We start from the raw sequence: 24,394 nt of genomic DNA, 5'->3' as shown, positions 1-24,394 counted from the left end.
GGATCACCGCCCGGCCGGCACGGTCCGTGCCGTCACGACGGCCTGCCCGAGGTACAGCAGGCCGGTCCACACGTACAGTACGGTCCCCCAGATCAGGGAGGCCCAGCCGAGCGGTCCGGTGATCTGCTCCGAGGCGGGCACGGCGACGGCCCCGAGCATCAGCGGCAGCGCGCACATGAGCAGGAAGGTGGCGCCCTTGCCGAGGTAGAGCACGTCCGGCGGGGACAGTTCCCGGCGCCGGTAGACGGCCAGGGTCGGCGCCAGGACGAGTTCGCGGCCGACGAGGATCACCGCGATCCACCAAGGCACGATGTCGCGCGCCACGAGGGCGACGAGGGTGGCCACGATGTAGAGGCGGTCGACGGCGGGATCGAGAAGGGCTCCGAGGCGGGAGGTCTGGTCGAGCAGCCTGGCGAGTTTGCCGTCGGCCCAGTCGGTGATGCTACTCGCGGCCAGCAGGATCAGCGCCCAGACGTCGGCGTGGGCGACGAGGATGAGATAGAGGAAGACGGGCACACCCAGCAGCCGGACGAAGCTGAGGACGTTCGGCACGGTGAGGATGCGGTCCGATCCGCGCGCGTCGGCGGTTCCGGTCGCATCGGTCATGGTGGGGCCGCTCCGTGTTCTCGTGAGGTCGTTCTCGTGATGCCCCGCCGGAGTTCCGTTCGGGCGCGGAGTCCAGCCTTCCACAGCCGCGCGAGCGGAGATTCCGGGGTGTCAGCGCCAGGCGAAGACCGGCTGCTCGAGACCGTCGATGCGGGTGGCCCGCCGGCGCAGCACGACTTCGCGGAACTGGTAGACCACCGCGGCGGTCGGTGCGTGCACGAGATGACCGCGGAACGGCCACTGGATCACCGGCTTGTCGGATTCGGGGATGGTGACGAAGCGCGGGTCGACGTCGAGTTCGTCGGTGGTGACGGCGAAGAGCACGTCGACCTCGTCGGGGCTGGGCTTCAGATCGCTCACCGCGGTGTCCGACCACACGACGAACGGTGACATGACGTAACCGGAGCGGGTGATGTAGTCGTCGAGCCGGCCGAGGACGGACTCGGGGCCGAGGTCGATTCCGACTTCCTCGTGCAGCTCGCGCAGGGCGGCCTCCTCGGGCTGCTCCCCCTCGTCCAGACGTCCGCCCGGCAACGCGAACTGGCCGGGATGTGCCCGCAGACGGGTCGGTCGCCGTGTGAGGGGCATGACGGGGTTACCGTTCCCGTCGTCGAGCACCGCCACGACGACGGCTGCGTGCCGGCGGCCGTCGAGCGGCAGTCGGCGCGAATCGAACGCGTCCAGCGCGTCGCGGACGTTGTCTCTGTCGAGAGGGTGAGCAGCGGGCATGGGTCGACAGTAGTTCGTCACAACTGCCCTGGCGGCTAGGCGCATGTCCTGGCCGGTGTCGGTGACACCGGCCTCGAGGGGGGGGAGTTCTGGATATTTATGGTTTCCGTGCAGTCCGGATTATCTGCGTGGGGTGGGAGTTCTCCGAACACGGATCCCCACCCGCGGTCATAGTGGGAGCCGACGGAAAGGAGCTCGATGAACGACGTGCCCGCCGGCCTCGACCTCGATGCGCTCGATGCCTATCTGCAGACCTCCGCCCCCGACCTGTTCTCCGGTCCCCTCCGCGCGCGCCTGATCAGCGGCGGACGCTCGAATCTCACCTACGAGGTGACCGACGGCGATCGGCGGCTGGTGTTGCGCCGTCCCCCACTCGGACACGTCCTCGCGACCGCACACGACATGGCTCGCGAGTACCGCGTCATCTCCGCGCTCGCCGGCACCGCGGTACCGGTCCCCCGCTCGCATCTGCTGTGCGAGGACGATTCGGTGCTCGGCGCGCCCTTCTATCTCATGGATCTGGTCGTGGGGACGCCCTATTGCACCGCGGAGGAACTCGAACCGCTCGGCGCCGAGCGCACGCGCGTGATCTCCGAGCGGATGGTCGACACCCTGGCCGCCCTGCACGCGGTGGACCCGGCGACCGTGGGTCTCGAGGACTTCGGCCGCCCCCAGGGCTTCCTCGAGCGGCAGGTGCGGCGCTGGACCACCCAGCTCGAGAACTCGCACAGCCGGGACCTCGACGGCGCCGACGAGCTGCACCGGCTGCTCGTCGACAATCTGCCGGGCGACGGCGAGGTGGGCATCGTGCACGGCGACTACCGGCTCGACAACGTTCTCGTCGACGACGACGACAAGGTGGTCGCGGTGCTGGACTGGGAGATGGCCACGCTCGGCGATCCCCTCACCGATGTGGCGTTGCTGCTGGTGTACCAGCGGCTGGCGCGGGAGAACACGGAGTTCCCCGTGTCGACGGTGTCCCGCGCTCCGGGCTTCCTCGGCGACGACGAACTGCTTGCCCGGTACGAGGCCGCCGGTGGACGCGACCTGTCGGACATGGCGTTCCACCTCGCCCTGGCCTACTACAAGCTCGCGGTGATCCTCGAGGGCATCTACTTCCGGTTCCGTCAGGGCAAAACGGTCGGCGACGGGTTCGAGGAACTCGGCCGCGGCGTCGAGCCGCTGTTGCACGCCGGTATCCATGCGCTGACGAGTCGGAAGAGTTGATCTCGCGACCGTTGTCGTAGTCGCTCGGTACGCTCCGCTCATGCCGCATCCGGTGATGTTCGACGAGGCGGATCCCCTGCTAGCTCGTGTGCGCTCGCTCGCGCTGGCCCTGCCCGGCGCCTCCGAGAAGATCTCGCACGGCCGTCCGTTCTTCTCCACCCGGACGGCCTTCGCGGTCTACGGAGGCGGCGAGAAGGGCACCCGCGCACCGTTTCCCCGCTCCCTCATCGTCAAGCCCGACGAGGAGGAGCGCCGCGCGCTGCTCGAGGAACCCCACACCTATGTGCCGACGTATTTCGGGCCGTCCGGGTGGGTCGGGTACGACCTCGCCCGTCCGGAGGTGGACTGGGACGAGGTCGCCGAACTGCTCGACATGTCCTATCGGCAGACCGCGCCACCGAAACTGGTGCGCGAGCTCGACGCCCGCCTCGGCTGACGGGCGCCGAGCGGCGCGGGTTCAGCCCTGCTGGTCGCCGATGCTGACCATCCACGACACGCCGAAGCGATCGGTGCACATGCCGAACAGATCGCCCCAGGGGGCACGCTCGAGCGGCATGTCGACGCGACCGCTCTCGCTCAGCGCGTCCCACCAACCCCGGAGCACGCTCTCGTCGTCCCCGCTGAGCGACGGCGAGAAGTTCGTGCCGGGCGTGTAGTCCATGCCGTTCGGGGTGTCCGAGGCCATGAGCACGAAGCCGCGGTCGGTGGTGAGCATCGAGTGCATCACCTTGTCGTCCTCGCTCGGATCCTGCGAGGCGTTCATGTCCGCGAATCTGCTCACCGTCAGTTCGCCGCCGAACACCGACCTGTAGAACTCCATGGCCTCGCGCGCGGAATCGCGGAATGCGAGATAGGGATTGAATCGTGTGGTCATCGTGGTCCTTTCGCGGGTGCCGCAGGGCACGGATGGTGCCGCACGAAGAATGACCGTCTGCCGACGCATTTCTCATCGTGGACGGTGCGCACCCCGCTCCGGGAGCGTTCGGCGCGATCCGTGTCAGGAGACCGTCACTGTGGCGCGGGCGTACTCGGGTCGGTCGACCAGATCGGCCAGCACGCGCCCGACCGCACGTCGCGGGACCGCCCACGACGAGACGTCGCCGTCGGACACCGTTGCCTCGGCGTCGTCGCCCTTCGGGCAATCTCCGATCGCGTACCCGACGATGCTCCGGACGGAGCGAATGGCAGCATGTCTGCGCACCACGGCTGCGCCGATCACGACGATCGCTGAGCGGGCGGGGTGGGGCGATCCGAACTTCGCTGCCCGTCAGTTTCGCCGTAGCGTGGGCGTCACTCCTAGTGGCTGTCGGGCGTTGAGCCGCGCGAAGGCTCCGCAGGTGACCGGGCAAAGCTCTCGTATCTGGCATTGAGGGTTGCCGCCCGGTCGCGGAGGGTCGCACGCAGCGACTCGGGTGCGAGGACTTCGGCGGCGGTGTCGAGCTGCCAGATCGCCCAGACAGCGTGCCGCAGGTCCTCGAAGGTCACGTCGAGACGCACCCAGCCGTCTTCCTCCGGTTCCTCGGCGCGGACAGCTCGCGCGGTGTTCAGCAACTCCTCACGTCGCGTGGGTTCGACCCTGACCAGCACAGGGATGTGGTTCTTCGACAAGAACTGGGCGCTGCGCTCGGCCCAGATGCGGTCGAGGTCAACCTGCGCGGGACGCTCGGCCAGTTCCGGAAGCTCCTCGGCGGTCACCATGCGCGAGAGCCGGTACGTCCGATCCTCTCCCGACTTGGTGGCCAGCAGGTAGGTGCGGCCGCGAACGGTGACCAGACCGATCGGATCGACGGCGTGCCAGCGGGGTGCCTTGTCCGGTGCGGTGTACTGGAAGCGAAGCTTGTGCCCGGTGAGCACGGCATGGCGGACTACGCCCATCACGCCACTCGCCACGTCCTCGGTGACCAGCCGTCGTGAGAGCAGGTCGGTGTCGGGCTCGACCAGGAACCGCCGGGCCGCATCGTCCAGGCTGGTGCGGTGGCCTTCGGGCAGCGCATCGACCACCTTGCGCATCGCGGAAGCGAGCGCGGTGCCGAGGCCGAAGACCTTCTCGCCGCGGCCCGACCCGGCGGTCAGCAGCGCGAGGGCTTCGTCATGGTTCAGTCCGGTCAGCTCCGTGCGGAAGCCGGGAAGCAGGGAAAACCCGCCGTGTCGCCCGCGATCGGCGTAGACCGGGACGCCGGCAGTGGACAGCGCCTCGATGTCGCGCAGCACCGTGCGGGCGGAGACCTCCAGCTCGCCGGCGAGCTCGTCCGCGGTCATCCGACCCCGCTGGCGCAGCAGCAGCACCAGTGAGACCAACCGATCGGCTCGCATAGTTTCATTCCTATCAAAAATCATGACACAAGATGTCGCGTTTTGTTGGGAGGCTGAGTTTGCGGGCGTTGAGGACGGCGACCACCCGGCCGCCGGGCGCTCGCAGTCGCAACGATTGGAGTGGCAATGGAACGAACAGCGGTCAACCCGGTGACATGGTCGCAGGAGATGGGATTCAACCAGGGCGAGGTCGTCGCAGGGCACACCCGGACCCTCTACATCTCGGGGCAGACCGCGATGAGCAAGGACGGCCGGCCCGAGCACGACGGGGACATCGCGGCCCAGCTCGCGCTGGCCGTGGACAACCTCGAAGCCGTGCTCGCCGAGGCCGGCATGTCCCTAACAGACCTCGTCAGGCTCAACGTGTACACCACCGACGTGGACGCGCTGTTCCCGCACTACGGCGTGCTCGCCGGGCGGCTCGGCGCCGCGGGCGTCGCGCCCACAACCACGATGCTCGGGGTGACGCGGCTGGCGATCCCCGGTCAGATGATCGAACTCGAAGGAACCGCTGTCGCGTAACGCGGCCTTGCCACTCCTGCTGCTCGTGCCGGTCTCGCCGGCGCGAGCAGCAGGAAGATGGGGAGCATACGATGCTCACGATCATGACGATCGGGGTCTATGGCTGCGATATCGGCGCCTTCTTGGAGCGGCTGCGGGAAGTGAACGTCCGCCTGTTGCTGGAGTGCGCCGGCGCCGGGGTGCCCGGGACCCGAGTACGCCTGGACCAACTCGCTCAGGCTCCAGGCCGCCCTCGCCCAGGTGAAAATCGACTACCGGCAGGCCAACGCCCTTCTCAGCAGATCGTCTCGCGGTGCCGCGAAGTCCAAGGCACCGCGAGCCCGGCAGGGGCGCAGGCTGTGACCGCCGATCGACCGCTTCGCTGCGGCCCTGGTCCCCTTATCCACAGGAAGCCGCCGAGCCAACGTCGCGCACCGACGCGGCTGCTCGGTCGGCCGGGGGACCAGGCAAAAACGCCCCCGGGACATGACGAAGCCCAGGCGAGAAACTTACTCTCACCTGGGCGTTTACGTCGGGCTGACAGGATTTGAACCTGCGACCACTTGACCCCCAGTCAAGTGCGCTACCAAGCTGCGCCACAGCCCGTCCGCGCTCTCTCCGAGCGCTCTCAGAGATTACAACAGGAACGGACCGAAACACTAATCGGCTGGTCAGCGCGTTTTCACGACCGGACGTCGGGAGCTCACTTGCGGCGGTCGCGCTTCTCCCGCACGCGCACCGAGATCCGCACGGGACTGCCGTCGAAGTTGAACTCCTCCCGCAGGCGACGCTCGAGGAAGCGGCGGTAGCCGGCCTCGAGGAAGCCCGTGGTGAACAGCACGAAGGTCGGCGGCCGCGTGGCCGCCTGGGTGGCGAACAACACCCGGGGCAGGCGACCGCCGCGCATCGGCGGCGGAGTCGCGGCCACGACCTCCTTGAGCCACGAGTTCAGGCGTCCGGTCGAGATGCGCTTGTCCCACGACTCGAGGGCCGTCTCCATGGCCGGGACGAGCTTCTGCACGGCGCGACCGGTCTTGGCGGAGATGTTCACCCGCGATGCCCACGGCACCCGCAACAGGTCGCGGTCGATCTCGCGGCCGAGTTCGTAGCGGCGATCCTCGTCGACGAGATCCCACTTGTTGAACGCGATCACCAGGGCGCGCCCGGACTCGACGACCATCGTGATGACCCGCTGGTCCTGCTCGGTGATGGGCTGCGAGGCGTCGATGAGCAGCACCGCCACCTCGGCCGCGTCGATCGCACCCCGCGTGCGCAGGGAGGCGTAGAACTCGGCGCCGGACGCACTGTTGACGCGCTTGCGCAGACCAGCGGTGTCGACGAAGCGCCACGGCTTGCCGCCGAGCTCGACGATCGAGTCCACCGGGTCGACGGTGGTGCCGGCGATGTCGTGCACCACCGACCGTTCGTCGCCGGCGAGCTTGTTGAGCAGGCTCGACTTGCCGACGTTCGGCTTGCCCACCAGCGCGACGCGGCGAGGCCCTTCCCCACCGGTACCCTCGCGGGGCGTGGCCGGCAGCTTGGCGAGCAGCTCGTCGAGCAGATCACCGGTGCCGCGACCGTGGGTGGCCGATACCGAATAGGGCTGGCCGAGTCCGAGGGACCACAGTGTCGCGGCTTCGGATTCGACACGGTCGTCGTCTACCTTGTTCGCCACGAGCAGCACCGGAGTCTTCGACCGACGCAGCACCTTCGCGACGGCCTCGTCCACGCTGGTGGCGCCCACGGTGGCATCGACGACGACGAGGATCGCGTCGGCGGTGCGCATCGCGACCTCCGCCTGGCGGGCCACGGACTGCTGCATGCCCTTCGCGTCGGGTTCCCATCCGCCGGTGTCCTGCACCATGAACCGGCGGCCGTTCCACGACGCCTCGTACGAGACGCGGTCGCGGGTGACGCCCGGGACGTCCTCGACGACGGCTTCCCGTCGGCCGATGATGCGGTTGACCAGGGTGGATTTGCCGACGTTCGGTCGGCCGACCACGGCGACGGTCGGGACCGGGACGAACTCCTCGAGGTCGCCGCCCTCGGCGAATTCGATGTCCCAGTCGCCTTCTTCCGACCACGTGCCGTCGCCGTCGAACCCGGTGTAGTCGGTACTCAGGTCGTCGCTCACAGCTTCGCTCCAGTCTGCTCGGCGACCACCGCGAGCAGCGCGGCGATCACCTCGTCGATGTTCATGTCGCTGGTGTCCACGACGACCGCGTCGTCCGCCGCACGCAGCGGGGACACCGCGCGGGTGGAGTCGAGGTGGTCGCGGCGCTGCACCGCGGCGAGGACCGCCTCGTAGTCGTCGCCGCGACCCTCGGCGATGTTCTGGTTGTTGCGCCGGTGCGCGCGGGCCTCCGCCGAAGCGGTGAGGAAGATCTTCACGTCCGCGTCGGGGAAGACGACGGTGCCGATGTCGCGTCCTTCGATCACGACGCGGTGCTCGGCGCGGCCGAGCCGCTGCTGGGCCTCGACGAGCAGGGTGCGCACCTCGGGCACGGCGGAGACCGCGGAGACCGCGGCCGTGACCTCGGCGCCGCGGATGACCTCGCGCACGTCGTCCCCGTCGAGGCGGATGTCCTCGACGGTGGGGTCGGTGCCGATCGACCACGGCAGGCCGGCGGTGACCGCGGCGATCGCGGCCGGATCGGTCAGATCGGTGCCGCGGCGCAGGGCGTGCAGCGTCGCGATGCGGTACATCGCGCCGGTGTCGAGATAGGCGGCACCGAGATGCTGCGCGAGACGCTTGGAGACGGTGGACTTGCCCGTGCCGGACGGCCCGTCCATCGCGACGACCAACGCGTCGGCCGGTGCGCCCGTCACAGCTTCACCGCCTGGTACAGGCCCCCGACCTCGTTGCGGCCGAGGACACGGAGGGTGCCGGGACGCTGGTCGCCGAGCGCCACGGGACCGATGTTGGTGCGCACGAGCCGGATCACGGGGAACCCGACCGCATCGAGCAGACGTCGCACGATGTGCTTGCGCCCCTCGTGCAGCACGAGCCGCACCAGCGACTGGCCCTCGTGGACCTCGAGCAGCGAGAACTCGTCGACGGAGGCGGGTCCGTCCTCGAGTTCGATGCCTGCCTTGAGCTGCTTGCCGACACCGCGGGCGAGCACACCCTTGACGGTCGCCAGATAGGTCTTGGGCACCTCGAAGGACGGGTGCATCAGCCGATGGGCCAGTTCGCCGTCGTTGGTGAGCAGCAGCAGCCCTTCGGTGTCGGCGTCGAGACGACCGACGTGGAACAGGCGCTGCCCGGCGGCGACGCGTTCGGAGACGATGTCGCCGACGCACGGACGGCCGAGATCATCGGACATCGTGGACTGCCAGCCGCGGGGCTTGTTCAGCACGAGGTGCACGAGATCCTTGTTGATGACGACGCGGACGCCGTCGACCCGGATCACGGCGTTCTCCGGGTCCACGCGCAGGCCCTGCTCGACGACGATGTTGCCGTCGACCTCGACGCGACCCGCGGCGATGAGTTCCTCAGCGGCGCGGCGCGAGGCGACGCCGGCCTGGGCGAGCACCTTCTGCAGCCGCACGCCTTCACCGGCGGGCAGCTGGGCGGGGCCGGCCTCGCGATGCTGGTGCCGCGCGGGACGGGCGTTGCTCACGGTCGGAACGACGCGCTGCGCGACGCGCTTGGCGGCAGGCTTGGAGGGCTTACCGGTCGAGGTGCCCTTGCGGTGCGGTTTGCGACCTCCGGCCGACTGTGCCGGTTTGCGACCTCCGGCCGACTGTGCCGGATTGCGGCCCCCGGCCGACTGGCCGGGAGTGGCCCGGCGATCGGAGCGGGGTGAGTCGGTGCGCTCCCCCGAACGGGGAGCCCCTGCGCGCCCCGAGCGGGGAGCTTCGGTGCGTCCTCCGGAACGCGGTGCTTCCGCGCGTCCCGAGCGGGATCCCCCGGTGTTGCGCGTGTTCGCGCTACGGGGATTGTTTCTTCTACGGTCCGGTGTGCCATCACGGCGAGCGGGTGTATTCACTTGGTTCCTGTCAGTTCTCTGGATCGAACTCCGCGGGCGAGAGAGTCTCGGGACGCGCGTTCCTACCCATTCTCTCAAATCGTGGGTCCGACTCGAGACTGTCGGCGATGTCGTCGATCACATCGACATCGGGCAGAAGCGGCGCAACGGGCGGCAGATCCTGCAGAGATGCCAGGCCGAGGCGTTCGAGGAACAGCTCCGTGGTGACGTAGAGCGTGCCGCCGGTCTCCGGATCGGTGCCCGTCTCGGCGATCAGATCGCGCGCGAGCAGGGTGCGCATCACCCCATCGACGTTGACGCCGCGCACGGCACCGACACGGCTGCGGGTCACCGGTTGCCGGTAGGCGATCACGGCGAGCGTCTCGAGTGCGGCGCGGGTGAGCTTGGTGCGCGCGCCACCCTGCAGCAGCTTCTCGACGTAGGGCGCGAAATCGCGGCGCGTGTAGAAGCGCCAGCCGTCGCCCGCGAACCGCAGGTCGATGCCGGATCCGCGCGCGGTGAGGTCCTGTGCGAGACGCCGCAGCGCGGCCTCGGCGCGGTCGGCGGTGACCCCGATGGCGGTCGCGAGCTGCTCGGTCGGCGCGGGGGTATCGACGACGAGCAACAGTGCCTCGAGTGCCGCAGTGAGTTCGTCGGCGGCGATCTCGAGAAGTTCACCGTCCCACGCGCGTTCCGGCGCAGCAGTGTCTTCGTCACGTTCCCGCGCGGTGTCGTCCGTGCTCCCCGGCGCAGCGTCACTCTCGGGCGCAGCATCGTCCGCGTGCTCCCGCGCGACGGTGTCGTCGCTCACCCGTAGTCCTCCTCGAAATCGATGGCCTCCCCGTCGGTCTCCCCCGTCCACGCGACCTGCAGATGTCCGAGCGGGTCGGGTTGTTCGAAGGTGACGGCACGTTCGCGGTAGAGCTCGAGCAGCGCGAGGAACCGGGCGACGACGAGCAGTCCGAGATCGCAGTCGGCGACGAGTTCGTCGAATCCGACCCAGACGCCGGCGCCGCGGGCGCGCAGCAGACCGAGGATGTGGGCGGCCTGTTCGGGAACCGACACCTTCGGAGTGTGCAGGTGGTCGAGGCCGACGGTCGGTGGTGGTTTCGGCCGGAACGCCGCGGCCGCGATCTCGGCGAAGCGGTGCGCGTCGACACCGAGCACGACCTCCGGTACGAGATTCTCGTAGCACTCCTCGAGCGACACCGCGCGCGGATAGCGGCGCAGGGCGGCGGCCTCGAGGGCGGCGAACTGTTCGGCGATCTGCTTGTAGGCCCGGTACTGCAGCAGACGCGCGAACAGCAGGTCGCGGGCTTCGAGCAGGGCGAGGTCCTCGGGGTCGTCGACCTCGCCGGCGGGTAGCAGCCGGGCGGCTTTGAGGTCGAGCAGGGTCGCGGCGACGACCAGGAACTCGGTGGTCTGATCGAGGCCGAGTTCGGGACCGAGTTTACGGGTGTAGGCGATGAAGTCGTCGGTGACCTCGTGGAGAGCCACCTCGGTGACGTCGAGGCGACGCTGCGAGATGAGGGTGAGCAGCAGGTCGAACGGGCCCTCGAAGTTGCGCAGGCGCACATGGAAGCCCGAGGTGGTCTCCTCGACCTCCGGCCGGTCCGGTTCGGTGGGTTCCTCGAGGACCACCGCGTCGGCCCCCGCTTCGGGTGCCGTGCCGGTGTCCGCGGTGTCGTGAACGGGAGCGTGCACGGGGCTCAGCGACCGCTCCGGTGGATCACTTCCCGCGCGAGTGCGCGGTACGATTCGGCGCCGGCAGAGGTGGGCGCCCAGCGGGTGATGGGTTCGCCGGCGACGCTGGTCTCGGGGAACTTGACGGTGCGGTTGATGACGGCGTCGTAGACGAGATCGCCGAAGACCTCCACGACCCGCGACATCACCTCACGACCGTGCAGGGTGCGCTGATCGAACATGGTGACGAGGATGCCGGCAACGGTCAGCTTCGGGTTGAGCCGGTCGCGGACCTTGGCGACGGTGTCGTTGAGCAGTGCCAGGCCGCGCAGGCTGAAGAACTCGCATTCCATGGGGATGAGCACCGAGTCGGCGCAGGCGAGCGCGTTGACGGTGAGCAACCCCAGCGACGGCTGGCAGTCGACGAGGATGTAGTCGTAGCGGTCGAGCATCGGGTACAGGGCGCGGCCCAGGGCCTGTTCGCGGCCGACCTCGGAGACGAGCTGGATCTCGGCCGCCGACAGGTCGATGTTGCTCGGCAGCAGGTCGAGGCCCTCGACGTGGGTGCGCACGAGCACGTCGTCGGTGGACACCCGCGGTTCGACGAGCAGGTTGTGCACGGTGAGATCGAGATCGTGGTGGGCGACACCGAGTCCGGCGGACAGTGCGCCCTGCGGGTCGAGGTCGACGAGCAGGACGCGGCGCCCGTACTCGGCGAGGGACGCCCCGAGGTTGATGGTCGAGGTGGTCTTGCCGACCCCGCCCTTCTGGTTGCACATCGCGATGATGCGGGCCGGTCCGTGGGTGGACAACGGCACCGGTTCCGGGACGGGACGGCGTGGCCGGCCGGTCGGTCCGAGATCGGGCTCGGCAGCGGTTCCGGAGGTGGTGGAAGGCTCGGTGGTGGACGTTCTGTCGGTGTCCTCGCGGCCGTGTGCGTCGACCGGGACGGTGTTCGACCGGAGGTGCTCCGGCTCCGTGTACGTGGCGGGTGGCCGAGGTGTGCCCACGTTCGGTACTCCCCCTGTCTTGCGACCCGGATGTCTTCTCGTCGACCCGTCGGGTGACCCGGCGGCTCGTCCCCAGAACGCTACCGCTTCGTCGGCAGGATCACCGCACGGACACGCGTCCCCTGCGGAGTCGGTCATCGTGCCCGCGGATGCGCCTGCGCCCATACCTCGCGGAGGGCACCGGCGGTGACCAGGGTGTATATCTGCGTGGTCGTCACAGAAGCATGCCCCAGTAACTCCTGTACCACGCGTACCTCGGCGCCACCGTCGAGCAGGTGCGTCGCGAAGGAGTGCCGCAGCGTGTGCGGCGACACCCCGACGTCGACTCCGGCGCGCTCGGCGGCGGTCTGCAGCACCTTCCACGCGCTCTGCCGCGACAGGCGGCCGCCGCGCGCGTTGAGGAAGACCGCGGCGGTGCGGCCGGTTGTCAGGGCGGGTCGTCCCCGCACGAGATAGGCGTCGAGCGCGCCGAGCGCCGGGCGTCCGACCGGGACGAGTCGCTGTTTGCCGCCCTTGCCGCGCAGCAGCACGGAGCGTGATTCGGTGTGGATGTCGTCGACGTCGAGCCCGACGGCCTCGGAGATGCGGGCGCCGGTGGAGTACAGCAGTTCGAGCAGGGCGCGGTCGCGCATGCTGCGGGGTCCGTCGGCGTCGCGGCCGGCGGCGTCGAGGATCGCGGTGACCTGGTCGACGGTCAGCGCCTTGGGCAGGCGACGCCCGGGCGCCGGGGGTTTGACGGTGCGGGCGACGTCGACCGGGGTCTGTCCTTCGGCGGCGGCGAAGCGGTGGAGGCCGCGCACGGCGATCAGGGCGCGGGCGGCCGAGCTCGCTGCCAGCGCCGGGCGGTTGCGTTCCGGGTCTCCGCGGCGCAGGCTCGCGGCGAAGTCGCTGATGTGGTGTTCGTGCACGTCGGCGAGGTCACCGATGTGGATGTCGGTGAGGTGTTCGACGTAGCGCAGCAGGTCGCGGCGGTAGGAGGCGAGGGTGTTCGTCGCGACCCCCCGTTCGACGGTCAGGTGCGCGAGATAGGCGTCGAGTTGCCCGGTGAGTGTCGGGGACGGCTGCGGAGCGACCTGCGTGGCGGGACGCTCCTCACCGGGCAGCACTGCTCACCCCTCCGCGCGCGTGCGGGCGAAGGTGGTGGGCCGGTCCGGCCACGGCGCGTCCGGTGCGCGGGTCGCGGTGCCCGTCGCGCGGGCGGTTGCGAACGCGAGGAGACCGGACACCGCGGTGGCATTGACGATCTCCCCGCGCAGCACCATCGCCACGGCCTCGTCCACCGGGACGCGGCGGACCTCGAGATCGGCCTCCTCGTGCTCGGGTTCGGGCCGGTCGACCTCGCTCAGGCCGCGGGCGGCGAAGACGCGCACGGCTTCGTCGGTGAATCCGGGTGAGAGCGCGATGTCGACGAGGAGTTCCCAGTCGGCGGCGGCCAGGCCGGTCTCCTCGGCGAGTTCGCGGCGGGCGGTGTCGAGGGGGTCCTCGCCGGGTGCGTCGAGCAGCCCGGCGGGCAGTTCCCACAGTCGCCGGCCGAGCGGGTGCCGGTACTGGTGCACGAGCACCACCCGGTCCTTCTCGTCGACGGCCACCACCGCGACCGCACCGTGGTGTTCGACCACTTCGCGTTCGGCGGTGTGCCCGTCGGGCATCGCCACGTTGTCGACGCGCAGCGACACGATGGCGCCCGTGTAGATCCGCCGGCTGTCCAGGGTGCGGAAGTCGTGTCGCTGCGCCATGTCGACTACTCGGCGTCGCCGGCGGTGGACGTCGACGCGGTCGAGCCGACCGATTCCTCGGAGGTGCTGTTCTCGCCGTGGATGTCGACCGGGAGTCGCTCGGCCGCCTTGTACTGCAGTGCCGCGGCAACGAGGCCGGAAAACAGCGGGTGCGGGCGGGTGGGCCGGCTCTTGAGTTCCGGGTGCGCCTGGGTGGCGACGAAGAACGGATGCTGCTCGGCCGGGTACTCGACGAACTCGACGAGCCGCCCGTCCGGGGAGGTGCCGGAGAACACCAGACCGGACTTGGCGATCTTGTCGCGGTAGGCGTTGTTGACCTCATAGCGGTGCCGGTGCCGTTCGGAGACCTGCTCGCTGCCGTAGGCCCTGGCCACGACCGAGCCCTTCTTCAGCGTGGCCGGGTAGGCACCGAGACGCATGGTGCCGCCGAGATCGGCCTCACCGGCGACCGCCTGTTCCTGGTCCGCCATCGTGGAGATCACCGGGGCGGTGGTGTCGGGATCGAACTCGGTGGACGACGCGTCCTCGATGCCGACCGACCGCGCGGCCTCGATGACGACACACTGCAGGCCCAGGCACAGGCCGAGCAGCGGGATCCGGCGGGTGCGGGCGAACCGGATGGCGCCGAGCTTGCCCTCGATGCCGCGGATGCCGAAGCCGCCGGGGATCAGGACGGCGTCGACGTCGCCGAGGTGCTTCTCGGCACCGGCCTCGGTCTCGCACTCGTCGGAGGCGACCCAGCGGATCTTGACCTTCGCGCGGTGCGCGAAACCGCCGGCGCGCAGCGCCTCGGTGACCGACAGGTAGGCGTCGGGCAGGTCGATGTACTTGCCGACGAGCGCGACCTCGACGGTCTCGCGGGGGTTGTGGACCCGCTCGAGCAGGTTGCCCCACACGGTCCAGTCGACGTCCCGGAAGGGCAGGCCGAGCTGGCGCACGACGTAGGCGTCGAGTCCCTCGCTGTGCAGCACCTTCGGGATGTCGTAGATGCTCGGCGCGTCGGGGCAGGAGATGCAGCCGGCGACGTCGACGTCGCACATCAGCGAGATCTTCGCCTTGAGCGAGGCCGGCACGTCGCGGTCGCAGCGCAGTACGAGCGCGTCGGGCTGGATACCGATGTTGCGCAGCGCGGCCACCGAGTGCTGGGTCGGCTTGGTCTTCAGCTCACCGGACGGCCCGAGATAGGGCACGAGCGAGACGTGCAGGAAGAAGCAGTTGTCGCGGCCGACCTCGTGGCGCACCTGGCGGGCGGCCTCGAGGAAGGGCTGCGACTCGATGTCGCCGACGGTGCCGCCGATCTCGGTGATCACCACGTCGGGGGTCTGGCCCTCGGAGTCGGGTGCGGCCATCGCGAGGATGCGGCGCTTGATCTCGTCGGTGATGTGCGGGATGACCTGCACGGTGTCGCCGAGATATTCGCCGCGGCGTTCCTTGGCGATGACCGTGGAGTACACCTGCCCGGTGGTGACGTTCGCGTCGGCGGACAGGTCGCGGTCGAGGAAGCGCTCGTAGTGGCCCACGTCGAGGTCGGTCTCGGCGCCGTCCTCGGTGACGAAGACCTCACCGTGCTGGAACGGGTTCATCGTGCCGGGGTCGACATTGAGGTACGGGTCGAGCTTCTGCATCGTCACGCGCATGCCGCGTGCGGTGAGCAGAGTGCCCAGGCTCGACGCTGTGAGCCCCTTGCCGAGAGAGGACGCGACGCCCCCGCTGACGAAGATGTGCTTGGTAGGGGTACGCGAGTGGCGTGACTGTGGCAAAGAAGCTCCCGTGACGTCAGGTGCAGGACTTTTGGACTGATGCGATACAGCTGGGGCCTGCCGACCCACGGAACTTCACGGTAACACCTCCGTGGGCGGGCGCGTACCCGACTCGCGATTGCCGACCCCCGGTGCAATCGACGTCACAGGCGGCGACGCTCAGCGGGCCGGGGAGCCGACGGTGACGGCGGTGGCGCTCGGCCCCGTCCCGTACCGGCCGGTGCCCCCGTCGTACTGCTCGCGCAGCGCCAGAACCGTCGTCAGGCGCCCCGATTCGCGGTCGAGATTGTCGACCGTGGACAGGCCCGCGGCGAGCGCGGCGTCGGCCCGCACGACGGCGATCGGTCCGTTGCCCTCCGCTGCCCCCGTGCGGCCGGCGAGCACCGCGCCGGCGCCGCGGCCGTCGACGACTCCGGCGAAGCGCGCGATCAGCGACCCGCGATTGCCGGCGCGTTCGGCGTTGCCGCTGTGGTCGCCGGTGACAACGAGGGCGCTCTGGGCCGGTTCGACCTGACCGTCCTCGTAGGTGACGAAACCGCCGCTGCGCAGCGTGGTCAGGGCGAGGGCGCGTTCCTCGGGAGTGCTGCGCGGTTGCCCGGTGCCCGGATCGACGAGCAGCACCGCGCCGAGCAGATCCCCGGCGAGACTGCCCGGGTCGACGGCGCCGGTCTGCAGTTCCACGCCGGCGGGCACGACGTTGGTGACGGTTGTGCGGAGCTGGTCGGTGCCGGAGGCGTCGACGAACGAATCGGTCAGCGCGATCCGGGCGGTGACCCGGCCGCCGGCATCACCGACGGACCGCACGACGGCGTCGACGTCCTCGGGTGCGGCGTCCGGGGTGGTCACGAGAAGGACGGTGCGGTCGAGGAGTTCGTCGCGCACGATCCGCGGGCCGACGGTCGAGTCGAACCCGTCGGCGGCGAGCAGTTGTGCCTCGAGCCGGCTGCCGTGGTCCTCGGCCTCCTGGATCTCGCGGCGCAGCTCGGCCTTGTCGTCGCGCAAGCCGGAGACGACGCTGTCGGCCAGCAATCCGGAGCCGAGCACGATCCCGACCGCCAGGCCGAGGAACACCGCCACCAGGGAAACGACGTGATGGCGCATCGAGATCACGCGCGCAGACCCCGAATCCACTCGACGGCGGAGTCCCACCACTGCCGGGCGAGTTCGACGACGTCGGCACCGAGATTGGACACGGCGAGTGCGGCGATCACGGCGATGAGGGCCGCGAAGACGAGCAGGGCGATCACGCCGCCCGAGACGCGGCTGCGGTAGAGGGTGGCCACCGCCTTCGCATCGACGAGTTTCGGCCCGACCTTCAGACGGGTCATCACCGCCGACGGATTGGTGTCGCGACGGCCGTGGTCGAAGAACTCGTCGAGCGAGACAGTGCTGCCGACGGTCACCACCAGCGCCGCACCGTGATGCTCGACGAGCAGCAGCGCCAGGTCGGTGGGGGTGCCGACGGCGGGGAAGGTCATCGCGCCGATGCCGAGATCCTGTATCCGCTCGAGACCCGGGGCGTGGCCGTCCGGGTCGGCGGGCAGCACCACTTCGGCGCCCGATTTGAGGGTGGAAGTGCCGATCTCGTCGGGGTCGCCGACGATGAGGTCGGGGCGATAGCCCGCCTTGGAGAGGGCGTCCGCGCCGGGGCCGACGCCCACCAGGATCGGTGAGTACTCCTTGATGAACGGCTTGAGATCCTTGAGGTCCTGCACATGCCCGGGGCCGTCGGAGACGACGACGACGTGCCGGTCGCGCAGGTCCAGGTCGATGTCGGGGATGCCGACGCCGTCGATGAGCAGCGGGCTCTCCGAGCGGATGAACTCGATGGTGTTGCCCGAGAACGCCTCGAGATGATCGACGAGCCCGGTTCGCGCCTCGATCATGCGGTCGGAGATCTCGATGTCGGTCTGCTCGTCGCCCTCGATGAGCAGCTTCTCCCCCGCGTACACGCCACCCTCGTGCACCCGGACCTTCGCGCCGTCCTTGATCTTCTTGAAGACCTCGGTGCCGACGTTGTCGACGAGCACGATGTCGTGCGCGACGATCACTTCGGGACCGAGATTCGGGTACCGGCCCGAGATCGACGGGGACGCGTTGATCACCGCGGTGACGCCCGCCTCGACGAGCGCGTCGGCGGTGACACGATCGAGGTCGATGGCGTCGAGGACGACCACGTCGCCGGGACCGATCCGGCGCAGCAGCTTCGCGGTGTTCCTGTCGACCCGGGCAATGCCACTCACTCCGGGCAACGTTTCGTTGTTACGGGACAGCAGCGCCGGCATCTTCATGCAAGAGATGATGCGCCGGTATACGAGTGAGGTTGTGGAGGCGCGCCGGTAGTCGTGTGAACATCACCCCGGCGCGCCGGGCGGGTCAGCCGGTGCGCTCGGCGTGGGCGACGGCCAGCAGTTCCTCGGCGTGCGCACGTCCGGTCTCGGTATCGTCGAGACCGGCGAGCATGCGGGCCAGTTCGGTAACCCTCTCCTCCTCGCTGAGGGTGCGCACCCCGCTGCTGATCACCCCAGCCCGGTCGTCGACCTTGTCGACGACGAGATGGGTGTCGGCGAACGCCGCGACCTGCGGCAGGTGCGTGACCACGATGACCTGGTGGGTGCGCGACAGGCGCGCGAGACGCCGGCCGATCTCGACGGCGGCGCGGCCACCGACCCCGGCGTCGACCTCGTCGAAGACCATCGTCGCGCCGCGCTCGGAACCGGCGAGCACCACTTCGAGGGCGAGCATGACGCGGGAGAGCTCACCGCCGGACGCGCTGCGGGCGAGCGGGCGGGCCGGGGCGTCGCTGTGCGGAGCGAGCCGGAACTCCACCTCGTCGATCCCGGATTCGCCGGCGTGCAGGAGCCGGTCGCCGACCGACAGCGGGGCGGTGTCGCTCACGGTCGCCGCGCGGTCGGCGATGTGCACGTCGAGCACGGCGCGCCCCATCGCGAGGCCGGACAGTTCCTTGCTCACGGCCTTCGCGAGTTTGCCGGCGACCTTGTGCCGCGCCGCCGACAGCGCGGTGGCGGTCTCCGCGGTCGCGGCGGCCTCCGCGTCGACCTCGGCGGCGAGCTTGTCGATCGCCTCCGCGGAGACGTCCAGTCCGGACAGGCGTTCGCGGGCCTCGCGCGCCCACTCGAGCACGCCGTCTATGTCGGCGGCGTACTTGCGGGTGAGGTTCTTCAGTTCCGCCTGCCGGTTGAGCAGGGTCTCGAGCGCGCTCGGGTCGGACGGCAGGTCGGACAGATAACCGGAGATGTCGCCGGTGACGTCGGTGACCACCGCGATCGCCTCGCCGAGGCGGGGCCCGAGCTCGCGCAGGGCGGGATCGTCGCAGCCCTCGAGGCGGGCGCGGGCCTCGCCGAGCAGGTCGAGTGCCGCCGAGTACGCGTCGGCGTCGCCGCTGTCGTCGCCGGCGAGGGCGTTGTGCGCGACGGTGGCCGCCTCGCGCAGCGAGTCGAGGTCGGACAGGCGCCGCACCTCGTCGACGATGCGGGTGTCCTCCCCCGGTTCGGGTGCGACGCGGTCGATCTCGTCGAGACCGAAGTGCAAGCGATCGGCCTCCTGCGCGAGCTCACGCGACCGTTCGGTGCGTTCCTGCAGTTCGGCGCGGGCCTCGAGCCAGCGGCGTCGCCGGGTTCGGTAGCGGTCGAGCAGACCGGCGACGGTCTTGCCGCCGAACCGGTCGAGCGCGGCGCGCTGCTCGTCGGGACGCAGGAGCCGCAGCTGGTCGTTCTGGCCGTGCACGGTCAGCAGCGGCCCGGTGAATTCGGACAGCACCCCCACCGGCACGCTGCGTCCGCCGAGGTGGGCGCGGGAGCGGCCGTCGCTACCGACGGTGCGCACGGCGATGATGCTGCCGTCCTCGTCGCGCTGGGCGCCGGTGGCCTCGAGCAGTTCGGCGATCTGCTGTTCGATGTGGCTGGGCGCCGGTTCGATCTCGAAGCGTCCTTCGACCACGGCGCGGTTGGCGCCGACCCGTACCCGGGAGGGGTCGGCGCGCACCCCGGAGAGCAGATGCAGGCTCGTGACGACCATCGTCTTGCCGGCACCGGTCTCGCCGGTGAGCACCGTCAGTCCCCCGTGGAAGCGCGCGTACGCCTCGGAGATCACACCCAGGTTGTCGATCCGGATCTCTGCGAGCATCTCAGAGTTTCCTTCCCCGCCAGCCCTTCACCGGAAGTTCGAACTTGCGCACCATCCGATCCGCGAACGGTGCCGAATCGAGCCGCACCCAGCGGACCGGATCGCATCCTCGCACCACTTCGAGCCGGGCCCCGGCCGGGACGTCGATGATGCGGCGACCGTCGCAGAAGACCACCCCGTCGTGGCCGCCGGCGAGGGTCTCGACGGCGATGATCGACTCGGGGCTGGTTACCAGCGGGCGCGCGAACAGAGCGTGTGCGTTGCTCGGGATCACCAGCAGCGCTTCGAGTTCGGGCCAGACGATCGGTCCGCCGGCCGAGAAGGCGTAGGCCGTCGATCCCGTCGGGGTGGCGACGAGGACACCGTCGCAGCCGAACGACGAGACCGGACGACCGTCGACCTCGAGCACCACCTCGAGGACCCCGAGCCGCGACTTGTTCTCGAGACTCGCCTCGTTGAGCGCCCACCCGCGGTCGAGGACCTCGGCGTCCATGCGCACCGTCACGTCGAGCGTCATGCGTTGTTCGACGCGGTACTCGCGGCGCACCACCTGCATGAGCGCTTCCTCGAGGTGTTCGGCCTCGGACTCGGCGAGGAAACCGATGCGGCCGAGGTTGATCCCGAGGACGGGCACCGCCGAGTACTGCGCGAGTTCGGCGGCCCGCAGGAAGCTGCCGTCGCCCCCGAGGACGATCACCATCTCGCAGCCGGCGGCCGCCTCCGGTCCCGGTTCGACGACGCTGATGAAACTGCCCGGCAGGGCGAGGACGCCGAGTCCGTTGCTCACCGCCTCGTCGTCGAGGGTGCGCAGACCGATACCGGCCTCACCGAGCATCTTGGCGACCCGCAGCGCGGTGCCGGCGATCTCGTCGCGCCCCGAATGGGAGACCAGCAGGATCTCCCGGCCCGATCGCACCGCGCCCTCCGCGGCGGTCTCTTCGCTCACTGTGGTCCTTCCTGCACCGCACGCTCGATCAGTTCGACCACCGCAGGGTCGAGTTCCGCCGGCCCCGGCTCTCCGGCCCGCAGCCACAGGAAGTACTCGACGTTCCCGGACGGTCCGGGCAGCGGACTCGCCACCGCTCCGAGGGTGAGCAGACCCTGGCGTTGCGCTTCGCGCGCGACGTCGAGCACCGCCTCGGTGCGCAGCGCCGGATCGCGCACCACGCCACCGCTGCCGACGCGGTCCTTGCCCACCTCGAACTGCGGTTTGACCATCGGCAGCAGGTCGCCGCCGGGGGCGACGCAGGCGACGAACGCCGGCAACACCAACTTCAGCGAGATGAACGACAGGTCCGCGACCACCAGGTCGACACGCCCGTCGATCGTCTCCGCGTCGATGCTACGCACATTCGTTCGATCGATCACGTGGACACGCTCGTCGGACTGCAGGCGCCAGATCAGCTGGCCGTAGCCGACGTCCACTGCGACGACCTCCGCGGCACCCTCGTGCAGCAGGACATCGGTGAAACCGCCGGTTGACGCGCCGGCGTCGAGGCAGCGACGCCCCGACACCTGCAACCCCTGCGGCGTGAACGCCTCGAGGGCGCCGAGGAGCTTGCGGGCACCGCGGGACGCCCAGGAGACCTCGTCGCTCCCCTCGGTGACGATCAACGGCGTGTTCGGTTCGACGGCGGTCGCCGGTTTGGAGGCCACGGTGCCGGCGATCAGCACCCGACCTGCGGCGATCAGTTCGCTGGCGTGCTCGCGTGAGCGCGCCAGACCCCGCCGCACCAGTTCCGCGTCGACGCGTGCCCGGCGTGCCACGTCAGATCTTGTCCACGGTCGACAAAGCCTGCACGAGGACCTCGTGGGCTCGTTCGAGCAGGTCGGCCTGCTCGAGCAGCACGGACTGATCGGCGCTCTCGGCACCGGGGACGGATGCGCCCTCGCGGACACGCGCCAGCAAAGCGTCGACCTCCTCGCGGACGTGTGCGGGATCGACGGTGGGGCGTGCGCCGGGAAGGTGTTCGCCCGGACGTGGAATCGGCGTGCTCATCGCCGTCCACGCTAGTCGATGGATGCGACCGGGCTACACCCTCCGGTGCGGATCAGACCGTCGCCGCCCACGCGTCCACGACGGACCGCGCCCGCTCGTCCACCGGACGGACCTGTCCGAATCCGGGGTTGGCCCAGGCGATGTCGAGCAGACCCCGCAGCGCCTCCATCGGATCGGCGGCCGACGGCGCGGCGGCGAGGTGAAGATCACCCCCGACGACCGTGACGTCCCACGAGTCGTGCGATGCGACACGGAGCCGGTCGGCCGGCTGATCGAGACTCGTGAGCGAGGCCGCGACGTAGGTCGGGCGCTGCTCGGCCGGAGCCCGCAGCAGATCGTCGACGGTGCTGACCCCGGTCAGCACGAGCAGGGAATCCGCACCGACGGCGTTGGCGCCTTCGATGTCGGTGTCCAACCGGTCACCGATGACGAGGGGACGACGGGCACCGCCGCGACGGATCGCGTCCTCGAGCAGCGGAGCTGCAGGTTTGCCCGCCACGATCGGGGTCGCGCCGGTGGCGTTGTGCACCGCCGCGACCATCGACCCGTTGCCGAGGACGAGTCCGCGCTCGGTCGGCAGAGTCGAGTCCACGTTGGTGGCCACCCACAGAGCGCCTGCGCGGACGGCGAGCGTCGCCTCCGCCAGGATCGCCCATCCGGTGTCCGGGGAATGCCCCTGCACCACCGCCACCGGATGCGCGTCCGCGGACCGAACCGGGGTGAGGCCGACACCGGCCACCTCCTCGGCCAGGGCCTCGGTGCCGACGACGAGCACCGGAACGCCGGCCGGGAACCGCTCGGCCAGCAGGCGCGCAGCGGACTGCGAGCTCGTCACCACCGACGAGTCGTCGGCCGGGAAGCCGAGTTCTCGCAGGTGCAGGGCGACCTCCGACGGCCGGCGGCTGGCGTTGTTCGTCACGTACAGAACGGTGTCGTCACCGGCGGCCAGCGCCTCGCGGGCACCCGGGACGGGTTCGGCGCCCCGGTAGACGGTGCCGTCGAGGTCGAGCAGCAGGACGTCGTAGATCCGACGCAGACTGTCGCTGGAAGCCGTACTGCCGGAAACGTCGGTGCCGTCGGTCACGGCGACTCTCCGGTGAGCTCCTCCACCCGCTCCTCGGCGTCGGTGACGCCTTCGATGTCCGCGCCTGCGGAGTGCAGGAACCATTGCAGGCCTTCTTCGGTCCGCCCGGCGGCGACGAGAGCGTCGGCGTAGGCGTAGAAGAGACGGGCAGCCGGTGTACCGGTCCGCTCGGGGTCGAGATCGGGCGTCTGCAGGGTGACGACGGCCTGGTCGTACTGACCGAGATCCATGCGGGCACCGGCGAGGACAATCCGCAGCTCTGTCGCCTCGTCGCCGGTCAGCTTGCGAGCTTCCTCGCTCCGGCCCAGTTCGAGCGCCTTCTCGGGGCGACCGAGACCGCGTTCGCAGTCGGCCATTACGGCGAGCAGTCCGGTACCACCGGACATGCGACGTGCTGCGCGGAGTTCGGACAGCGCCTCCGCCCACTCCCCGGCGTGGTAGGCGGTGATGCCGGCGGCCTCGCGGACGACCGCGATACGGCCGGCGCGCTGACGGGCGGCGCGAGCATGGGTGAGCGCGGCGCGAGGATCGTCGTCGAGCAGACGACCGGCCATCACCAGATGCCGGGCGACGGAGTTCGCGTTCGACTTGTCCAGGCTCAGCAGATCGCGGCGGATCGTCGGGTCGAGCTCGGATGCCTCGACGTCGTCGGGGATGTCCGGCTCGTCCGGACGTGCATCGCGACGCTGCGGTGCGACGCCATCGCGCCCGCGACCCGGACCGAATCCACCTTCACCGCCACGACGACGGGGTGCTCCCTCGCCACGACGGTCACCGGACTGGGGGCCACGGCGGTCGCCGGAATAGCCTCGCCGGTCGCCGCCACCTCGCTGGTCACTGCCTCGCTGGTCGCCGCCACGACGATCGTCGCGGTTGCCGTAGCTGCGCTCACCGCCGGGACGGTCCGAACCCTGACGGGGACGGTCGCCGTACTGCCGACCACGCTCGTCGCCGCGGCTCGACCGGTCATCGCTGCGGCGGGGGCGGTCGTCGCCTCCGGAACGTTCGCGGTAGGGACGGTCGCTGCGACCGGAACGAGCGTCGTCGCGGCCGCGATCCCGGCGGTCTCCGCCCTGGAAGGAACGGCGGTCGTCGCCACGCTGGGAGCGCTGATCGTCACTGCGCTGGGGGCGCCGATCGTCACTGCGCTGGGGGCGCCGATCGTCGCTCCGGTGCGGGCGCCGATCGTCACCGCGCTGCGGACGGTCGTCTCGTCCGGACGAACGTCCGGCGGATCCGTAGCCACCCTGCCGGCGGTCGTCGCCGCGTCCACGCTCGTCGCGGTCGCGGGGTGCGCGCTCGTCGCGGTCGCGGGGTGCGCGCTCGTCGCGGCTGTCGCCGGCGCGTTCCTCGCGCTCGTTCTTGCGGCCCGACCACGGAGTGGATCCTCCACTCCTGAAGGACCGACGTTCACCGTTGCCGTCGGACACAGAAAAATCCTCTCATGAAAACACGAAAGGGGACCCAAACGAGTGGGTCCCCTTTCGGAACGGGTGTTCGGCGGTGTCCTACTCTCCCACACCCTGTCGAGTGCAGTACCATCGGCGCAGACAGGCTTAGCTTCCGGGTTCGGAATGGGACCGGGCGTTTCCCTGTCGCTATGACCGCCGTAACTCTATGAAACAATAG

The 24,394-nt window shown here is 70.0% G+C and carries 25 protein-coding genes, 1 tRNA gene, 1 rRNA gene and 1 pseudogene; 4 read left to right on the top strand and 24 right to left on the bottom strand.

Translation table 11 applies throughout. The features are described 5' to 3' along the window. Window positions 1-3: 3 nt before the first annotated feature. Window positions 4-606 (bottom strand): CDP-alcohol phosphatidyltransferase family protein, encoded by a 603-nt coding sequence (locus tag BLV31_RS13045; protein WP_064061536.1) that lies wholly within the window; start codon window positions 604-606, stop codon window positions 4-6. Between the two features lie 111 nt (window positions 607-717). After that, window positions 718-1,335 carry an NUDIX hydrolase gene (locus BLV31_RS13040; protein ID WP_064061537.1) on the bottom strand — a complete coding sequence of 206 codons (618 nt, stop codon included), beginning with the start codon at window positions 1,333-1,335 and terminating at the stop codon, window positions 718-720. Window positions 1,336-1,533: 198 nt separating this feature from the next. Here BLV31_RS13040 and BLV31_RS13035 point away from each other — a divergent pair, with 198 nt between their 5' ends. Beyond that, a complete protein-coding gene (locus BLV31_RS13035; protein WP_064061538.1) occupies window positions 1,534-2,562 on the top strand; it encodes a phosphotransferase family protein in 1,029 nt (342 codons plus the stop codon). Between the two features lie 40 nt (window positions 2,563-2,602). After that, window positions 2,603-2,998 carry an MmcQ/YjbR family DNA-binding protein gene (locus tag BLV31_RS13030; RefSeq protein WP_064061539.1) on the top strand — a complete coding sequence of 132 codons (396 nt, stop codon included), beginning with the start codon at window positions 2,603-2,605 and terminating at the stop codon, window positions 2,996-2,998. A 21-nt stretch (window positions 2,999-3,019) separates the two neighbouring features. Here BLV31_RS13030 and BLV31_RS13025 read toward each other — a convergent pair whose 3' ends face one another. Next, window positions 3,020-3,436 (bottom strand): VOC family protein, encoded by a 417-nt coding sequence (locus BLV31_RS13025; RefSeq protein ID WP_064061540.1) that lies wholly within the window; start codon window positions 3,434-3,436, stop codon window positions 3,020-3,022. A 123-nt stretch (window positions 3,437-3,559) separates the two neighbouring features. Then, window positions 3,560-3,781: a hypothetical protein gene (locus BLV31_RS25230; RefSeq protein WP_064061541.1), complete on the bottom strand. Its 222-nt coding sequence runs from the start codon at window positions 3,779-3,781 to the stop codon at window positions 3,560-3,562. Here BLV31_RS25230 and BLV31_RS25865 point away from each other — a divergent pair. Further along, complete coding sequence (locus tag BLV31_RS25865; RefSeq protein WP_072740585.1) at window positions 3,726-3,932, top strand: AraC family transcriptional regulator; 207 nt, start codon at window positions 3,726-3,728, stop codon at window positions 3,930-3,932. The two genes, BLV31_RS25230 and BLV31_RS25865, sit on opposite strands and share 56 nt — an antisense overlap. On the opposite strand, the gene BLV31_RS13015 is transcribed toward BLV31_RS25865, so the two are convergent. Then, on the bottom strand, window positions 3,859-4,875 hold the full coding sequence (locus BLV31_RS13015; RefSeq protein ID WP_064061542.1) for a helix-turn-helix transcriptional regulator: 1,017 nt from the start codon (window positions 4,873-4,875) through the stop codon (window positions 3,859-3,861). The genes BLV31_RS25865 and BLV31_RS13015 overlap by 74 nt on opposite strands. 126 nt (window positions 4,876-5,001) lie before the next feature. Between BLV31_RS13015 and BLV31_RS13010 the strand changes: the two genes are divergently transcribed. Beyond that, on the top strand, window positions 5,002-5,397 hold the full coding sequence (locus BLV31_RS13010; RefSeq protein WP_006552734.1) for a RidA family protein: 396 nt from the start codon (window positions 5,002-5,004) through the stop codon (window positions 5,395-5,397). Window positions 5,398-5,908: 511 nt separating this feature from the next. Here BLV31_RS13010 and BLV31_RS13005 read toward each other — a convergent pair. From BLV31_RS13005 to rrf, 19 genes and pseudogenes are all read right to left on the bottom strand, one after another. Continuing rightward, window positions 5,909-5,982, bottom strand: a tRNA-Pro gene (locus tag BLV31_RS13005). A gap of 97 nt (window positions 5,983-6,079) precedes the next feature. Continuing rightward, window positions 6,080-7,510 carry a ribosome biogenesis GTPase Der gene (gene der, locus BLV31_RS13000; protein WP_019289613.1) on the bottom strand — a complete coding sequence of 477 codons (1,431 nt, stop codon included), beginning with the start codon at window positions 7,508-7,510 and terminating at the stop codon, window positions 6,080-6,082. Beyond that, on the bottom strand, window positions 7,507-8,169 hold the full coding sequence (gene cmk / locus BLV31_RS12995) for a (d)CMP kinase (RefSeq protein WP_039585988.1): 663 nt from the start codon (window positions 8,167-8,169) through the stop codon (window positions 7,507-7,509). Before cmk ends, der begins: the two co-directional genes overlap by 4 nt. 32 nt (window positions 8,170-8,201) lie before the next feature. After that, on the bottom strand, window positions 8,202-9,368 hold the full coding sequence (locus tag BLV31_RS12990) for a pseudouridine synthase (RefSeq protein ID WP_174556323.1): 1,167 nt from the start codon (window positions 9,366-9,368) through the stop codon (window positions 8,202-8,204). Between the two features lie 10 nt (window positions 9,369-9,378). Next, window positions 9,379-10,011, bottom strand: a complete 633-nt coding sequence (gene scpB, locus BLV31_RS12985; RefSeq protein WP_064061547.1) for an SMC-Scp complex subunit ScpB — start codon at window positions 10,009-10,011, stop codon at window positions 9,379-9,381. 143 nt (window positions 10,012-10,154) lie between these two features. Then, window positions 10,155-11,051: a segregation and condensation protein A gene (locus tag BLV31_RS12980; protein ID WP_081263487.1), complete on the bottom strand. Its 897-nt coding sequence runs from the start codon at window positions 11,049-11,051 to the stop codon at window positions 10,155-10,157. Window positions 11,052-11,056: 5 nt separating this feature from the next. Continuing rightward, a complete protein-coding gene (locus BLV31_RS12975) occupies window positions 11,057-12,040 on the bottom strand; it encodes a ParA family protein (RefSeq protein ID WP_064061543.1) in 984 nt (327 codons plus the stop codon). Window positions 12,041-12,174: 134 nt separating this feature from the next. Next, the gene (xerD, locus tag BLV31_RS12970; protein WP_064061544.1) at window positions 12,175-13,146 is read right to left on the bottom strand and encodes a site-specific tyrosine recombinase XerD; all 972 of its coding nucleotides are present in this window, start codon (window positions 13,144-13,146) and stop codon (window positions 12,175-12,177) included. Window positions 13,147-13,149: 3 nt separating this feature from the next. Then, complete coding sequence (locus tag BLV31_RS12965; RefSeq protein ID WP_006552726.1) at window positions 13,150-13,776, bottom strand: NUDIX domain-containing protein; 627 nt, start codon at window positions 13,774-13,776, stop codon at window positions 13,150-13,152. Window positions 13,777-13,781: 5 nt separating this feature from the next. Then, window positions 13,782-15,536, bottom strand: coding sequence for a CTP synthase (gene pyrG, locus BLV31_RS12960; protein WP_024101113.1), 1,755 nt, complete (start codon window positions 15,534-15,536; stop codon window positions 13,782-13,784). 159 nt (window positions 15,537-15,695) lie between these two features. Beyond that, on the bottom strand, window positions 15,696-16,646 hold the full coding sequence (locus BLV31_RS12955) for a copper transporter (protein ID WP_019289621.1): 951 nt from the start codon (window positions 16,644-16,646) through the stop codon (window positions 15,696-15,698). Then, complete coding sequence (gene steA, locus BLV31_RS12950; RefSeq protein WP_006552723.1) at window positions 16,643-17,827, bottom strand: putative cytokinetic ring protein SteA; 1,185 nt, start codon at window positions 17,825-17,827, stop codon at window positions 16,643-16,645. Before steA ends, BLV31_RS12955 begins: the two co-directional genes overlap by 4 nt. An 85-nt stretch (window positions 17,828-17,912) precedes the next feature. After that, the gene (gene recN / locus BLV31_RS12945; RefSeq protein WP_006552722.1) at window positions 17,913-19,682 is read right to left on the bottom strand and encodes a DNA repair protein RecN; all 1,770 of its coding nucleotides are present in this window, start codon (window positions 19,680-19,682) and stop codon (window positions 17,913-17,915) included. A gap of 1 nt (window position 19,683) precedes the next feature. Then, a complete protein-coding gene (locus tag BLV31_RS12940; RefSeq protein WP_006552721.1) occupies window positions 19,684-20,628 on the bottom strand; it encodes an NAD kinase in 945 nt (314 codons plus the stop codon). Further along, entirely contained in the window at window positions 20,625-21,449 is an 825-nt protein-coding gene (locus BLV31_RS12935) for a TlyA family RNA methyltransferase (RefSeq protein WP_064061545.1), read from the bottom strand. The genes BLV31_RS12940 and BLV31_RS12935 overlap by 4 nt, the downstream gene beginning before the upstream one ends. 1 nt (window position 21,450) lies before the next feature. Beyond that, entirely contained in the window at window positions 21,451-21,681 is a 231-nt protein-coding gene (locus tag BLV31_RS12930) for a hypothetical protein (RefSeq protein WP_019289625.1), read from the bottom strand. Between the two features lie 52 nt (window positions 21,682-21,733). Beyond that, the gene (locus tag BLV31_RS12925) at window positions 21,734-22,765 is read right to left on the bottom strand and encodes an HAD-IIA family hydrolase (RefSeq protein WP_064061546.1); all 1,032 of its coding nucleotides are present in this window, start codon (window positions 22,763-22,765) and stop codon (window positions 21,734-21,736) included. Next, window positions 22,762-23,601, bottom strand: a pseudogene (locus BLV31_RS24680) (tetratricopeptide repeat protein); the annotation flags it as partial. The gene BLV31_RS12925 and the pseudogene BLV31_RS24680, both read right to left, overlap by 4 nt. Window positions 23,602-24,260: 659 nt before the next feature. After that, window positions 24,261-24,377: ribosomal RNA gene (gene rrf, locus BLV31_RS12915) — 5S ribosomal RNA — on the bottom strand. Window positions 24,378-24,394: the final 17 nt, after the last annotated feature.

The organism is Rhodococcus pyridinivorans (genome assembly GCF_900105195.1).
Lineage (GTDB): Bacteria > Actinomycetota > Actinomycetes > Mycobacteriales > Mycobacteriaceae > Rhodococcus > Rhodococcus pyridinivorans.
Note: the sequence above shows the minus strand (reverse complement) of the source record. Positions and strands in the feature narration are given on the sequence as shown.

Bases quoted from the DNA above. Each gene is read 5' to 3' on its own strand.
- BLV31_RS13045 (WP_064061536.1), bottom strand. From the start codon at position 606: ATGACCGATGCGACCGGAACCGCCGACGCGCGCGGATCGGACCGCATC.
- BLV31_RS13040 (WP_064061537.1), bottom strand. From the start codon at position 1,335: ATGCCCGCTGCTCACCCTCTCGACAGAGACAACGTCCGCGACGCGCTG.
- BLV31_RS13035 (WP_064061538.1), top strand. From the start codon at position 1,534: ATGAACGACGTGCCCGCCGGCCTCGACCTCGATGCGCTCGATGCCTAT.
- BLV31_RS13030 (WP_064061539.1), top strand. From the start codon at position 2,603: ATGCCGCATCCGGTGATGTTCGACGAGGCGGATCCCCTGCTAGCTCGT.
- BLV31_RS13025 (WP_064061540.1), bottom strand. From the start codon at position 3,436: ATGACCACACGATTCAATCCCTATCTCGCATTCCGCGATTCCGCGCGC.
- BLV31_RS25865 (WP_072740585.1), top strand. From the start codon at position 3,726: ATGCTCCGGACGGAGCGAATGGCAGCATGTCTGCGCACCACGGCTGCG.
- BLV31_RS13015 (WP_064061542.1), bottom strand. From the start codon at position 4,875: ATGCGAGCCGATCGGTTGGTCTCACTGGTGCTGCTGCTGCGCCAGCGG.
- BLV31_RS13010 (WP_006552734.1), top strand. From the start codon at position 5,002: ATGGAACGAACAGCGGTCAACCCGGTGACATGGTCGCAGGAGATGGGA.
- cmk (WP_039585988.1), bottom strand. From the start codon at position 8,169: ATGGACGGGCCGTCCGGCACGGGCAAGTCCACCGTCTCCAAGCGTCTC.
- BLV31_RS12965 (WP_006552726.1), bottom strand. From the start codon at position 13,776: ATGGCGCAGCGACACGACTTCCGCACCCTGGACAGCCGGCGGATCTAC.
- steA (WP_006552723.1), bottom strand. From the start codon at position 17,827: ATGAAGATGCCGGCGCTGCTGTCCCGTAACAACGAAACGTTGCCCGGA.
- recN (WP_006552722.1), bottom strand. From the start codon at position 19,682: ATGCTCGCAGAGATCCGGATCGACAACCTGGGTGTGATCTCCGAGGCG.
- BLV31_RS12930 (WP_019289625.1), bottom strand. From the start codon at position 21,681: ATGAGCACGCCGATTCCACGTCCGGGCGAACACCTTCCCGGCGCACGC.